General features: G+C 63.2%; 12 protein-coding genes. 1 reads left to right on the top strand and 11 read right to left on the bottom strand.

From position 1 onward, the window contains the following. Nucleotides 1-9: 9 nt before the first annotated feature. The gene (locus tag HHL21_RS03150; RefSeq protein WP_169463760.1) at nt 10-432 is read right to left on the bottom strand and encodes an NfeD family protein; all 423 of its coding nucleotides are present in this window, start codon (nt 430-432) and stop codon (nt 10-12) included. Nucleotides 433-599: 167 nt separating this feature from the next. Continuing rightward, on the bottom strand, nt 600-3,038 hold the full coding sequence (gene ppsA, locus HHL21_RS03145) for a phosphoenolpyruvate synthase (protein WP_169463759.1): 2,439 nt from the start codon (nt 3,036-3,038) through the stop codon (nt 600-602). 192 nt (nt 3,039-3,230) lie between these two features. Here ppsA and ppsR point away from each other — a divergent pair, with 192 nt between their 5' ends. Further along, complete coding sequence (ppsR, locus tag HHL21_RS03140; protein ID WP_169463758.1) at nt 3,231-4,079, top strand: posphoenolpyruvate synthetase regulatory kinase/phosphorylase PpsR; 849 nt, start codon at nt 3,231-3,233, stop codon at nt 4,077-4,079. An 89-nt stretch (nt 4,080-4,168) separates the two neighbouring features. Here the strand turns inward: ppsR and HHL21_RS03135 are convergent, their stop codons facing one another. From HHL21_RS03135 to bamA, 9 genes are read right to left on the bottom strand one after another with little or no spacing between them, the layout of a single operon-like run. Then, nucleotides 4,169-5,365, bottom strand: a complete 1,197-nt coding sequence (locus tag HHL21_RS03135; protein WP_169463757.1) for an EAL domain-containing response regulator — start codon at nt 5,363-5,365, stop codon at nt 4,169-4,171. Between the two features lie 57 nt (nt 5,366-5,422). Continuing rightward, nucleotides 5,423-6,208 (bottom strand): TrmH family RNA methyltransferase, encoded by a 786-nt coding sequence (locus HHL21_RS03130; protein WP_169463756.1) that lies wholly within the window; start codon nt 6,206-6,208, stop codon nt 5,423-5,425. Nucleotides 6,209-6,211: 3 nt separating this feature from the next. Next, a complete protein-coding gene (gene rnhB / locus HHL21_RS03125; protein WP_169463755.1) occupies nt 6,212-6,889 on the bottom strand; it encodes a ribonuclease HII in 678 nt (225 codons plus the stop codon). Then, nucleotides 6,886-8,052, bottom strand: coding sequence for a lipid-A-disaccharide synthase (gene lpxB, locus HHL21_RS03120; protein ID WP_169463754.1), 1,167 nt, complete (start codon nt 8,050-8,052; stop codon nt 6,886-6,888). The genes rnhB and lpxB overlap by 4 nt, the downstream gene beginning before the upstream one ends. Next, nucleotides 8,036-8,824 (bottom strand): acyl-ACP--UDP-N-acetylglucosamine O-acyltransferase, encoded by a 789-nt coding sequence (gene lpxA / locus HHL21_RS03115; RefSeq protein ID WP_169463753.1) that lies wholly within the window; start codon nt 8,822-8,824, stop codon nt 8,036-8,038. The genes lpxB and lpxA overlap by 17 nt, the downstream gene beginning before the upstream one ends. After that, the gene (gene fabZ, locus HHL21_RS03110; protein WP_169463752.1) at nt 8,825-9,310 is read right to left on the bottom strand and encodes a 3-hydroxyacyl-ACP dehydratase FabZ; all 486 of its coding nucleotides are present in this window, start codon (nt 9,308-9,310) and stop codon (nt 8,825-8,827) included. It abuts the gene before it with no gap. Continuing rightward, nucleotides 9,307-10,356 (bottom strand): UDP-3-O-(3-hydroxymyristoyl)glucosamine N-acyltransferase, encoded by a 1,050-nt coding sequence (gene lpxD / locus HHL21_RS03105; protein WP_169463751.1) that lies wholly within the window; start codon nt 10,354-10,356, stop codon nt 9,307-9,309. The genes fabZ and lpxD overlap by 4 nt, the downstream gene beginning before the upstream one ends. 19 nt (nt 10,357-10,375) lie before the next feature. Beyond that, entirely contained in the window at nt 10,376-10,894 is a 519-nt protein-coding gene (locus HHL21_RS03100; RefSeq protein ID WP_229495900.1) for an OmpH/Skp family outer membrane protein, read from the bottom strand. A gap of 55 nt (nt 10,895-10,949) precedes the next feature. After that, nucleotides 10,950-13,286 carry an outer membrane protein assembly factor BamA gene (bamA, locus tag HHL21_RS03095; protein WP_169463750.1) on the bottom strand — a complete coding sequence of 779 codons (2,337 nt, stop codon included), beginning with the start codon at nt 13,284-13,286 and terminating at the stop codon, nt 10,950-10,952. Nucleotides 13,287-13,300: the final 14 nt, after the last annotated feature.

Genomic DNA, 13,300 nt, shown 5'->3' with positions numbered 1-13,300 from the left:
GTTTGATTATTATGAATTCGCGACGATCAGCCGGCTGCCCTGCACCTCGACGATCTTGAAGCTGCCCGCTTCCGGTATGGCTCCGTGCCCCAGCTCGACGTCCCACAGCGCGCCCCGATACATCACACGCGCCCGGCCGCCCTGCCACTCGGACACGTCCAGGCGCTGGCCGATATCGATGTTCATGTTCGGGTCGCGCGCCGCATTGTGCTTGGCCGGACGGCCAAAGCGGCTGCGGTGCAAAATGCCAGTCGCGATGACGCCGACCACCGCTGCGACAATCGTCTGCGCCGGTACCGACATGCCGAACAGCGCGGCCAGCGCGCCGAAGCCGAGTCCGACCGCAATCATCAACAGGTAGAAGGTCCCGGTGAACATCTCCAGTGCCACCAGTACGCCGGCCATGATCAGCCACAATACCCAGTCGTTCATCACACTCTCCTCTGGAACTGCCATTTCAAAATACAAAAACCCCCGAAGCCTGTGAAGGCTGCGAGGGTTCCTGACGCGATGGTATAAGTTTTTATAATGTTTGGATTCGCTGAATTGATGCCTGTAGTGTATCCAGTTTTAGCGAAGAGTCAACATCATCGTTTTACTTACATGGCCGCGAGTTTCTGCCACGTTTCGACCACCGAGTCCGGGTTCAGCGACATCGACTCGATCCCTTCGGCCATCAGCCATGCGGCGAAGTCCGGATGGTCCGATGGCCCCTGGCCGCAGATGCCGATGTACTTGCCCTGCGCGCGGCAGGCCTTGATTGCCATCGACAGCATCGCCTTGACGGCCGGGTCGCGCTCGTCGAAGTCGGCCGCCAGCAGCGCCATGCCCGAGTCGCGATCCAGGCCCAGGGTCAGCTGGGTCAGGTCGTTCGAGCCGATCGAGAAGCCGTCGAAGTGCTTGAGGAACTCGTCCGCGAGGATAGCGTTCGAAGGCACTTCGCACATCATGATCAGGCGCAGGCCGTTCTCGCCGCGCTTCAGGCCATTCTTGCCCAGCAGGTCGACGACCTTCTCGGCCTGGCCCACGGTACGCACGAACGGCACCATGATCTCGACGTTGGTCAGGCCCATGTCGTTACGCACGCGCTTCATCGCCTCGCATTCCATTTCGAATGCGCCGGCAAAGTCCGCCGCCAGGTAGCGCGCCGCGCCGCGGAAGCCCAGCATCGGGTTTTCCTCGTCCGGCTCGTAGCGCGAACCGCCGATCAGCTTCTTGTACTCGTTCGACTTGAAGTCGGACAGGCGCACGATGACCGGCTTCGGCCAGAACGCGGCTGCGATGGTCGCAATGCCTTCGGCCAGCTTGTCGACGTAAAACGCCTTTGGCGAAGCGTGGCCGCGTGCGACCGACTCGACTGCCTTCTTCAGGTCCGCATCGATGTTCGGATACTCGAGGATGGCCCTCGGGTGCACGCCGATGTTGTTGTTGATGATGAACTCAAGGCGCGCCAGGCCGACACCTGCATTCGGCACCGACTGGAAGTCGAAGGCCAGCTGCGGGTTGCCGACGTTGAGCATGATCTTGGTCTTCAGCGGCGGCAGTTCGCCGCGCGAAACTTCCGACACTTCGGTTTCCAGCAGGCCGTCGTAGACGCGGCCTTCGTCGCCTTCGGCGCAGGATACCGTCACGAAGGTGCCATCCTTGAGCAGCTCGGTCGCATCACCGCAGCCGACAACCGCAGGCACGCCCAGCTCCCGTGCGATGATCGCCGCGTGGCAGGTACGGCCGCCGCGGTTCGTCACAATCGCAGACGCACGCTTCATGACCGGTTCCCAGTTCGGGTCAGTCATGTCGGCCACCAGCACGTCGCCCGGCTGCACACGTTCCATCTCCGACGGGTCGGTGATGACGCGCACCGGACCTGCGCCAATCTTCTGGCCGATTGCGCGGCCGGAGGTCAGGACCGTACCCGTGCCTTTGAGCTTGAAGCGCTGCTGCGCGTCGGTCGCCTTCTGCTGCGACTTCACCGTTTCAGGGCGCGCCTGCAGGATGTACAGCTTGCCGTCGCGGCCGTCCTTGCCCCACTCGATGTCCATCGCGCGGCCATAGTGGTTCTCGATGATGACGGCGTACTTCGCCAGTTCGACGACTTCAGCATCGTTCAGGGAGTAGCGGTTGCGCATTTCGATCGGCACGTCGACGGTCTTGACCGAGCGGCCAGCCTTGGTTTCGTCGGTGAATTCCATCTTGATCAGCTTCGAGCCGATGTTGCGGCGGATGACCGGCAGCTTGCCCAGTTCGAGCATTGGCTTGTGGACGTAGAATTCGTCCGGGTTGACCGCGCCCTGCACCACCGTCTCGCCCAGGCCGTAGCTGGAAGTGACGAACACCACGTCCTTGAAGCCGGACTCGGTATCGATGGTGAACATCACGCCGGCCGCGCCCAGGTCGGAACGGACCATGCGCTGCACGCCCGCCGACAGCGCGACTTCGGCGTGGGTGAAGCCCTTGTGCACGCGGTACGAAATCGCGCGGTCGTTGTACAGCGATGCGAACACGTGCTTCATCGCTTCGAGCACGTTGTCGATGCCGACCACGTTCAGGAAGGTCTCCTGCTGGCCCGCGAAAGATGCATCCGGAAGGTCTTCCGCGGTGGCGGAGGAGCGTACCGCGAACGACATCTCGGTGGCCGAATCGGCGACCAGGCGGTCGTAGAACGCGTGAATCTCTTTTTCGAGGCGCGGCTGGAATGGCGTCTCGACGATCCACTGGCGGATCTCGGCTCCAGCCTGGGCCAGCGAACGCACATCGTCGATGTTCAGGCCTTCGAGGCGGGTCGCGATGCGGTCGCCCAGCGATGGGCCGCCGTCGATGCTGTGATCGAGGAAATCGCGGAATGCCTGCGCGGTGGTGGCAAAGCCCCCCGGCACGCGCACGCCGGCGTGCGCCAGCTGGCTGATCATCTCCCCAAGCGAAGCGTTCTTGCCGCCGACGGATTCGACATCCGTCATGCGCAACTCTTCAAATGAAGCGACATACACGCTCGAATCGGCCTGATCGGGCTCCTTCCGTGCAGCGTTAGACAAGTTGGTCATGGTAAATACCCTTACTGATGATAGAAATCTTCGCGTGAGGCAATGCTACCCAACTCCGGGCCGCCCGGTATTCTTGTTATTCTTGGCGTCGTGCAGCACAATTGAATCCGTTGCAGAGCATTTTACAGCCTGTGCGGTGAATTTACAGCGCACAACCTTGAATCAATGGCAGCATCAGATGCAGACCACATAATGACCTTAGAAACCCGTTCCCCCTTGCCGACCTCGGCGCGCACCGTTTTCTTCGTTTCCGACGGCACCGGCATCACGGCCGAGACTTTCGGGCACGCCGTATTGACGCAGTTCGAGATGAAGTTCCGCCAGGTGCGCCTGCCGTTCATCGACACCCTCGACAAGGCCTACGACGCCAAGCGCAAGATTAACGAAGCCGTCAACACCGACGGGCAGCGCCCGATCGTGTTTTCGACCCTGGTCAAGCACGACCTGTCGCAGGTGATCCGCCAGGCCGACGGCATGCATATGGATTTGATCCAGACCTTTGTCGCGCCGTTGGAGCAGGAGCTCGGGATGAAGTCGACCCACACGGTGGGCCGCTCGCACAATATCGTCGACAGCGAGGAATACAAGAACCGGATCGAGGCCATCAACTTCTCGCTCGCGCACGACGACGGGCAGTCGCACAAGAATCTGTCGGGCGCGGATGTGATTCTGGTGGGCGTGTCGCGCTCGGGCAAGACGCCGACCAGCCTTTACCTGGCGATGCAGTACGGGATCAAGGCGGCCAACTACCCGCTGATCCCGGACGATTTCGAGCGCGGCAAGCTGCCGTCGTCGCTGCCGCCGTTCCGGCACAAGATTTTCGGTTTGAGCATCACGCCGGAGCGTTTGTCGGAGATCCGCCACGAGCGCCGCGCGGGCAGCAAGTACGCGTCGATCGAGAACTGCCGCTATGAGGTGAACGAGGCGGAGCTGATGATGAAGCGCGAGGGGATCAGGTGGCTGTCGTCGACGACCAAGTCGATTGAGGAGATCGCGACGACCATCCTTCAGGAGATCAAGCCGGACCGTCGGGATTATTGAGGTAGATGTCGTTCCCGCGAAAGCGGGAACCCATGCGTCATATGTGTAGCACGCGACTATGGATTCCCGCTTGCGCGGGAATGACGGCATCAGAAGAAATGCCGCCAATCCTCCAGCCACCCCGGAAACGCTTCCGCTTCCATCGGCTTGGCGATGTGGTACCCCTGCGCATAGGTGCATCCCAGCCCCTGCAGGAAATCCCAGTCCTGCCTGGTCTCGACGCCCACCGCGACCGACATCCGGTCAAGGCTGCGCGCCAGCCCGAGGCACGAACTCAGCACCGTGCCCAGCGCCCGCTTCTTCGACGCGCCATCGACAAAGCTGCGGTCGATCTTCAGCTCCGTGAACGGCACCCGCGCCAGCAGCTGCAGGTTCGACCTGCCCGTGCCGTAGTCGTCAATCGCCAGCCCGAACCCCATCATCCGCAAGCGCACCAGCCGCTCCAGGAAGGACGGGTCTGTGGTCAGCACCGACGATTCGGGCATCTCGAACGTTATATAGTCAGGCATCACGCGATGCCGCTGCACGCAGGCCGTGATTTGCTGGATGAATCCCGGATGCGCGATCGTCTCCTGCGCCAGGTTGATCGAGATCGGAATCGGCGTGCCCTTGTCCTGGAACTCGCGGCAGCGCTCGACCGATTTTTCGATCATGGTCCAGTCGAGGAAGTCGATGCGGTTGTGCTGTTCGAGCGCGTCGATGAAGGCGTGCGGCCCCAGCACTCCGTGCTCCGGATGCTCCCAGCGCGCGAACGTCTCCAGCCCCTTGACCTGGCCGGTGGCCAGCTCGATCTTCGGCTGGAAGTAGGGTTCGAACTGGCGCGCCTGAAGGCCGACGCCGATATCGGAGAACGAGAAGGTCGGGCCGTGGGGGGGTTCGGAACGCTGCGGCGGCGGGACGAAATTTTCAATCAGCGCCTGCAGGCGCGCGACCGTCACCGGCTTGGCGATGCTGCCCAGCAGGTCGAGGCCATAGGCCTGCGCCATCGTCTCGACCGAAAACAGCAGGTTGGACGGCTGCGCGCCGACGACGATCATGCGCGAGCGGCAGTTCTGGCCCGCCAGCGTGCGGATCAGTTCCAGCCCGTCCATGCCCGGCAGCGACAGGTCGACGATGGCGATATCCACCGCGGGGGCGAACGATTCGTTCAGGAACCGCAGGGTCGAATGACCGTCCGGAACTTCGGAAACCTGGCTGGCGCCCAGCTTGCCGAGCATGTCCACGACCGCGAGACGCTGGGCCTGGTCCGCTTCGGCTACCAAAAAATGCAAATGGGCGATGTCCACTCTTCAAACTCCACTGTTGCTCTATCCCAAGAGGGTACGCTGAGTTCAGGCTGTCGTCTACGCCTGAATCTGCCTGACTTGCTCAAAAAAGCAAACTGCTGCGCAAGCCGCAACATTTAGCGACTCAACCTGGCCCAAATGGGGGATGACCACCTGCTGGGTGGCCATCGACAGCAGGTCGTCGGCGACGCCCTGCCCTTCGTGCCCGAAGACCCAGGCGACCGGCTGGCGCAGGTCGGCGTCGTACACGCGTTGCGTGGCATAGCCGCTGGTGGCAATAACGGCAATCTTCGATGGCGCGATCAGGGACGCGAGGTCGACGTTCTCGTAGATCTCGACGACGAAGTGGGCGCCCATCGCCGCGCGCAGCACTTTCGGCGACCAGCAGAACGCGGTGCCGCTGCTGCAGAAGACCTGGGTGATGCCGGCCGCCGCCGCGCTGCGCAGGATCGAGCCGACGTTGCCCGGGTCCTGCACGTTATCCAGCAGGACCGCGTTAACGGTCAGGCTGGCGGGCAGTTCGCTGGCCGGCGTCTCGATCAGGAACATCAGGCCGACGCCGTGTTCGACCTGGCTGACCGCGTTGTACAGCGCATCCGGCAGCGCGGTGACATGCGCGTGCTGGTTCTCGCAGCGCATGACGATGCCGGCAACCTCCGGGTTGGCCAGCGCGCTTTCGCTGACGATGCATTGCAGCGGCGCGCCGCGCATGTCGAGCCAGGCCTGGCTCAGGTGCACGCCGTCGAGCAGCGTGCGGCCGGCCTTGCGGCGCGCCTGCGAGCTGGTGGCGAGGTGCTTGAGTTCCTTGTACAGCGGGTTGTCGCGCGAAGTGATGGTCTTCATGCGTCAGTCTTCTTCCACTGCGAAGTCGAACGGGATGGTTTCGCCGGACAACGCGCCGACCAGCGCCGCGCGCACCGGCGCGAACGAGCGGCGGTGCACCGGGCATGGGCCGTGCTCGCGAAGGCGCTCCATGTGCATCGCGGTGCTGTAGCCCTTGTGCTGGTCGAAACCGTACTGCGGATACTGCTGGTGCAGCGTGACCAGCGCGGCGTCGCGCGCCGTCTTGGCAAGGATCGATGCGGCCGAAATTGCGTGCACCTTGTCGTCGCCTTCGATGATCGCATGGCAGCGGATCGTCATCACCGGGCTGCGGTTGCCGTCGATGAGCGCGATGGTCGGCAGCGTCGACAAGGCTTCCACCGCGCGGCGCATCGCCAGCATGGTCGCCTGCAGGATGTTGATGGCGTCGATTTCTTCGTGCGAGCATTCGGCGATCGCCCACGCAATCGCATTGGCCTTGATCAGCGGCGCGAGTTCGTCGCGCCGTTCAGCGGTCAGTTTCTTGGAGTCGCGCAGGCCGAGGATCGGACGGTCGGGATGCAGGATCACCGCCGCGGCGAACACAGGCCCGGCCAGCGGGCCGCGTCCGGCCTCGTCGACGCCGCAGACGATATCTTCAGGCGTGAACGGCAGCGCGTTCTTCTTCAGCCCAGGGTAAAAATTGACTTTCTTGGTTCTCATGGTGCCTTGGACGATTGTATGACGCGCATGACGGCGGCGGCGCCTTCTTCCGCGCTGTTGCGCAGCAGGCTGTGGTGCATGTCGGTGAAGCGCTGGACCAGCTTCAGGCGGCCCGGCACGTCTTCAAGCTGCTTCCACACCGCGTCGGCCAGCGCTTGGGGCGTGGCAGCGTTCTGCAGGAATTCGGGCACCAGGAATTCGCGCGCGAGGATGTTCGGCAGGCCGATCCACGGCTGGTAGCCCATGTGGCGCATGATCTCCCACGACGCGCGCATGACCTTGTAGGCGATGACCATCGGCTTCTTGAACAATGCCACTTCCAGCGTCGCCGTGCCCGATGCGACCAGCACCGCGTCGGCGGCCGCAATCGCGGTATGCGACTGGCCGTCGACCAGGTCGATCTGCACATTCGACAGGCCCGCTTCCGAGACCAGCTGGTTGAAGTACTGCCGTTGGCGCTCGCCCGCCATCGGCACGACGAAGCGAAGGCCCGGGTCGCGTTTGGCCAGCAGGCTGACGGCCGCCACGAACGGCGCCGCCAGGTATTTGAGTTCGCCCATGCGGCTGCCCGGCATCACCGTCACCACCCGCGCGGACTCGCGAATGCCGAGCGCGCGCCGCGCTGCCGCGGTGTCGGGCTCCATCGGGATCATCTCGGCCAGCGGATGGCCGACATAGGTCACGGGCACGCCGGCCTGCTTGTAGATCTCTTCCTCGAACGGGAAGATCACCAGCATGTGCGACACAGCCTTCTGGATTTTTTTGATGCGCCCGCCGCGCCAGGCCCAGATCTGCGGGCTGACGAAGTGCATGGTCGGGATGCCGGCCTCGCGCAGCTGCTGTTCGAGCCCGAGGTTAAAGCCGGGATAGTCGGCGCCGATGAACACGTTCGGACGCTCGGCGATCAGGCGGTCGCGCAGCGCGTTCTGGATGCCCTTGATCTCGCGGTAGCGCGGGATGATCTCGAACAGGCCGCGCACGGTCAGCGTATCCATCGGCACGTCCGACACGAAGCCCTGTTCGGCCATGCGCGGGCCGCCGATGCCGTGGAAGCGCGCTTCAGGGAGATGCGGGCGCAGGCCGGCCAGGAGGCGGCCGGCGAGCATGTCGCCGGACACCTCGCCGGCGACGACGGCGACCGTTATGTCAGCGGACGATGCCACGGGTAGCGCCACCCAGGAAGTCCAGCATCGCGCCGACCTGCGACGCCGCTTCCGGCGAGTCGCCCTGCAGCTTCGCCAGCTCCGCCTTGGCCTCGTCCAGCGTGAGGTTGTTGCGGTAGATAAGCTTGTAGGCTGCGCGGATGCCGTCGATCTGTGGCCGCGTGAAGCCGCGGCGCTTCAGGCCTTCGATATTGACGCCGCGCGCGCCAGCCGGGTTGCCCGATACGAGCACGAACGGCGGCACGTCCTGGGTCAGGCTGGTGTACATGCCGACAAACGCGTGCGCGCCGATCTTGCAGAACTGGTGCACGCCGGCGTAGCCGGACATGATCGCCCAGTCGCCCACTTCGACGTGGCCGGCCAGCTGCGCATTGTTCGAGAAAATCGTGTTGCTGCCGACCTGGCAATCGTGCGCCAGGTGGACGTAGGCCGAGATCCAGTTGTCGTTGCCGAGGCGCGTAACGCCCTGGTCCTGGGTGGTGCCCAGGTTGAAGGTGCAGAACTCGCGCACGGTGTTGCGGTCGCCGACTTCAAGCCGGGTCGGTTCGCCCGCCCACTTCTTGTCCTGCGGTGCGGCGCCGATCGACGAGAACTGGAAGAACTTGTTGTCTTCGCCGATGGTCGTATGGCCTTCGATGACCACATGCGGGCCGACCACGGTGCGCGCGCCGATCTGCACGTTCGGGCCGACGATCGAGTACGGGCCAATCTCGACGGTGCTGTCGAGTTGCGCCTTCGGATCGACGATGGCGGTTGGGTGAATCATCGTCATTTACTGCCCCGCTGGCTTGCTCGCGTCATCGGTGGCGCGAATGGTGCACATCAGTTCAGCTTCGAGCGCCACGGCGCCGTCAACGCTGCCTACTGCCTTGTATTTCCAGATGCCGCGCGATACGCGCAGGATCTCGACGTCCATCTTCAGCTGGTCGCCAGGACCGACTGGGCGCTTGAAGCGCGCGTTGTCGATGCCGACGAAGTAGACCACCGAGTTCTCGTCCGGCTTGACGCCCATGGTCAGGAACGACAGCAGCGCGGCGGTCTGCGCCAGCGCTTCGATCATCAGCACGCCCGGCATGACCGGCTTGTGCGGGAAGTGGCCGTTGAAGAATTCTTCGTTGACGGTGACGTTCTTGATCGCAGTGATCGACTTGTTCGCTTCCCAGGTCAGCACGCGGTCAACCAGCAGCAGCGGATAACGGTGCGGCAGCAGCGCCTTGATCTGGCAAATGTCGAGGGTCTTGTTTTCGGTAGTTGTCATTTTTGTTCTGTCAGGGTTTTGATTGTTTTTTCCAGCGCGCGGATTTTATCGCGCATCGTGTCCAGGTTGCGAACGATCGCCGCGGTTTTTTCCCAGTCGGCGTTTTTAGCGAGCGGGTAGAAGCCGGTGTACTGGCCCGGTTCCGCGATCGAGCGCGATACCATGCTGCCCGATGAGATGTGCACGTGGTCGGCGATGGTCAGGTGGCCCAGCACCATCGCGGCGCCCCCAAAAGTGCAGTACTTGCCGATTTTCGCGCTGCCGGCCACGCCGACGCAGCCGGCCATCGCCGTGTGCGCGCCGATAACGCAGTTGTGGCCGATCTGGATCTGGTTGTCCAGCTTGACGCCATCTTCGATGATGGTGTCTGCCAGCGCGCCGCGGTCGATGGTCGTATTGGCGCCGATGTCGACGTCGTCGCCGATGACCACGCGGCCGGTTTGCGGAATCTTGATGTACACGCCGCCTTCGTTGGCGAAGCCGAAGCCGTCGGTGCCGATCACGGCGCCCGAATGGACGATCCCGCGCGCGCCGATCTGGCAGCCCGCATGGAAGGTCACGTTGGCGAACAGCCGGGTCTCCGCGCCGATGATGGCGTCGCGGCCGACGAAGCAGCCGGCGCCGATCACCGCGCCGGCGCCGATGAAGGCGCCCTCTTCGACCGTCGCATTCGGCCCCACGTGGGCCGACGGATCGACCGTGGCGCCGGCGTCGACGAACGCGCTGGCGTGGACGCCGGGCGCGGGCACGAACGCCGTCAGCGCGTCGAAATACTGCGCGGCGCGGGCAAAGTAAGCATACGGATTTTTGGTGACGATGCGCGCACCCGGGTAGGTGGCGCCGACCGTCTCGCTGTCGGCCGGGGACAGGATCAGGGCCGCGGCCCCGCTTTGCGCGGCTTGTGCGCGCAGCTTGCTATTGCTTAGGAAGCTGATGTGCGAAGCGCCTGCATCGGCCAGCGGCGCGATGCCCGTGACTTCGATCTCCGGGTCACCCGCCAGCTCACCGCCCAAGCGTTCGACCAATTCACCCAGTCGAGTGCCCATCTGGTAGTTCCTGTTTCTGTTATTTGTCGAGTTGCTTCAAGATCTTGTCGGTGATGTCGATGCGCGGATTGAACCAGCCGGCTTCGTAGATCACCACGTCAAGCTGTTCCTGCGCGGCGATCTGTTCGATGACCTTGTACGCCTTTTGCGCGATATTCGCGCGTTCTTCGTTCTTGCGCTGCATGAGGTCCTCGCGGTACTCGCGCTGCTTGCGCTGGACGTCCTTCTCCATGTCGATCAGTTCGCGGGTGCGGCGGGTGCGGTCGATCTCGGTCAGCTTCGGCGCTTCGCGCTCGAACCTCTCGGCCAGTGCGCGCACGCTTCCGATCTGTTCGTTGATCGACTTGTCGCGCCTGGAGAATTCCGCTTCGATGCGTTCGTCGGCCGTTTTGGCCAGCTTCGACTCGGTCATCAGGCGTTCGGTCGCCACGTATGCGATGCGGCTGCCCGCCATCTGCGCCTGCGCGTGGGCGATTGGCACCGCGCACAGCGCCAACAGCAGCAGCTGTTTCGACATTGAGGTAAAGGCAGTTTTCAACTTATTCTCCGCAATCTGAATTGAAACGTCGCAGGCGCAGTGGCGGACCACTGCATCAGAACCCGGTACCCATCTGGAACTGGAAGCGCTCCAGGCGGTCGCCCGGTTTTGCGTTCAAAGGCTTAGCATAACTCAACTTGAGCGGACCAACCGGGGAAATCCAGCTGATGCCCAGGCCGCTCGAGTAGCGCAGCTCATTGGCGCGGATCTTCTGGCCTTCCTGGTAGATCTGGCCGGCGTCGAGGAAGCCGAACCAGCGCAGGCTGCGGTCAGGACCGCCGCCAGGGAATGGCATTTGCAGTTCGGCGTTACCGATCACGCGAACCGCGCCGCCCAGCGCGTCGAAGGTCTGCGGATCGACGATGCCGAGCGAGGAGCTGGTGTAGCCGCGCACCGAACCGATGCCGCCGCCGTAGAAGTTCTTGAAGACCGGGTACTTGTTGCCCTGCAGGCCGTGGCCGTAGTCGAATTCGCCCTTCAGCGCGAGCGTGATCATGCGGGTCAGCGGCTTGTAGTACTGCTGCTCGTACACCGCGCGGTAGTACTTGGCGTCGCCGATCACGTCGATCTCGAGGTTGGCGCGCTGGTAGCGGCCGATGGTCGGGGTGATCGCGCTGTCGCGGCTGTCGCGGCCCCACGCTGCCGTCAACGGGAAGGCGTTGGTGGTGGCGCTGCCGATGCCGTCCGGTGAATTGCCGAAGTCGCGCACGTATTCCTTGAAGCGGGTCGGGCTGGTGATGTCGGTTTCGATCTCGGTGCGTTCCAGGCCCGCGCCGAAGTACACCGTATCGTATTCGGAGAACGGCACGCCGAACGACAGGCGTCCGCCGGTCTGCTTGACGGTATAGCTGCCGATGTTCAGTGCAGGCGGGCGCACCGTGCGCAGGTACAGTTCGAACGAGCGCGATACGCCGTCGTCCGTGAAGTACGGATTGGTGTGCGAGAACGCGATCGTGCGCAGGTAGCGGCTGGTGTTCAGCTCGATGCCGACGGTGCTGCCGCTGCCGGCGAAGTTGGCCTGCTGGATCGACGCCGTGAAGGTGAACTTCTCGGCCTGCGAGAAGGCGCCGCCGATCATGAAGTTACCGGTCGGCTTTTCGACCACGGCCAGGTTGATGTCGACCTGGTCGGACGTTCCCTGCGCTTCCGGCGTGTCGATTGTCACGTCCTTGAAATAGCCGAGGCGGTCGACGCGGTCGCGCGACATCTTGATCTTGTTCGCGTCGTACCACGAACCTTCGAACTGGCGGAACTCGCGGCGGATGACTTCATCGCGCGTGACGGTGTTGCCGGAGATGTTCATGTGGCGCACGTAGGCGCGCTTGCCCGGATCGACGAAGAAGGTGAAGGCGACTTCGCGCTTTTCGCGGTTCAGTTCAGGGTTGGCGTTGACGTTGGCGAACGCATAGCCGAAGGTGCCCATGCGGTCGGCGATCAGCTTGTTGCTGGCGGTGAGCAGCTCGCCCGAATACGGCTTGCCCGGCTTGAGCAGCACCAGCGAGCGGATTTCGTCTTCGCGGCCGAACATCTCGCCTTCCACCTTCACGTCGGAGACGGTGTACTTCTCGCCTTCGGTGATGTTGATGGTCAGGTAGATGTCCTTCTTGTCCGGCGTGATCGCGACCTGGGTCGATTCGACGTTCGCTTCGAGGTAGCCGCGGTTCAGGTAGAACGACTTGATCGCTTCGATATCGCCGGTCAGCTTGGTCTTCGAATACTGGTCGGCCTTGCTGTACCAGGTGAACCAGCCGCTCGTGTCCAGCTGCAGCAGCTGGCGCAGTTCCTTGTCCGAGAAGGTCTTGTTGCCGACGATGTTGATCTGGCGGATGCGCGCGACCTCGCCTTCGTCGATGTTAAACATGACGGTGACGCGGTTACGCTCGATCGGGGTGACGGTGGTGGTGATCTTGACGCCGTACAGGCCATGCGACAGGTACTGGCGCTTGAGTTCCTGCTCGGCGCGGTCGACCGAGGCCTTGTCGAAGATCTTGGCTTCGCCGACGCCGATTTCCTTCAGCGCCTTGATCAGCATGTCCTTCTCGAATTCCTTGGAGCCGGTGAAGTCGACGCCGGCGATCGCAGGACGCTCTTCGACCAGCACCACCAGCACGCCGTTTTCTTCTTCCAGGCGCACGTCCTTGAAGAAGCCGGTGGCGTACAGCGCCTTGATCGCGGCAATGCTCTTGTCATCGTTGAAGGTCTCGCCGACGCGGACCGGCAGGTAGCTGAAGACGGTGCCGGCTTCGGTGCGCTGGATACCTTCGACGCGAATGTCCTTGACGACGAACGGGTTGACTGCGAAGGCGGGTCCGGAGCACAGCGCCACGACGGCGGCGCCGATCAGGCTGCGGCGAAAGGAAGGCAATGCGGAACGATCAGATTGTAATTTCATCGGCTAAATCAAAG

The sequence above is a fragment of the Massilia polaris genome (assembly GCF_012927275.1).
Classification (GTDB): domain Bacteria; phylum Pseudomonadota; class Gammaproteobacteria; order Burkholderiales; family Burkholderiaceae_D; genus Telluria_A; species Telluria_A polaris.
Note: the sequence above shows the minus strand (reverse complement) of the source record. Positions and strands in the feature narration are given on the sequence as shown.

Coding starts and splice junctions, on each gene's coding strand:
- ppsR (WP_169463758.1), top strand. CDS start 3,231: ATGACCTTAGAAACCCGTTCCCCCTTGCCGACCTCGGCGCGCACCGTT.
- fabZ (WP_169463752.1), bottom strand. CDS start 9,310: ATGACAACTACCGAAAACAAGACCCTCGACATTTGCCAGATCAAGGCG.
- bamA (WP_169463750.1), bottom strand. CDS start 13,286: ATGAAATTACAATCTGATCGTTCCGCATTGCCTTCCTTTCGCCGCAGC.
- rnhB (WP_169463755.1), bottom strand. CDS start 6,889: ATGAGAACCAAGAAAGTCAATTTTTACCCTGGGCTGAAGAAGAACGCG.
- HHL21_RS03150 (WP_169463760.1), bottom strand. CDS start 432: ATGAACGACTGGGTATTGTGGCTGATCATGGCCGGCGTACTGGTGGCA.
- ppsA (WP_169463759.1), bottom strand. CDS start 3,038: ATGACCAACTTGTCTAACGCTGCACGGAAGGAGCCCGATCAGGCCGAT.
- lpxD (WP_169463751.1), bottom strand. CDS start 10,356: ATGGGCACTCGACTGGGTGAATTGGTCGAACGCTTGGGCGGTGAGCTG.
- HHL21_RS03130 (WP_169463756.1), bottom strand. CDS start 6,208: ATGAAGACCATCACTTCGCGCGACAACCCGCTGTACAAGGAACTCAAG.
- lpxA (WP_169463753.1), bottom strand. CDS start 8,824: ATGACGATGATTCACCCAACCGCCATCGTCGATCCGAAGGCGCAACTC.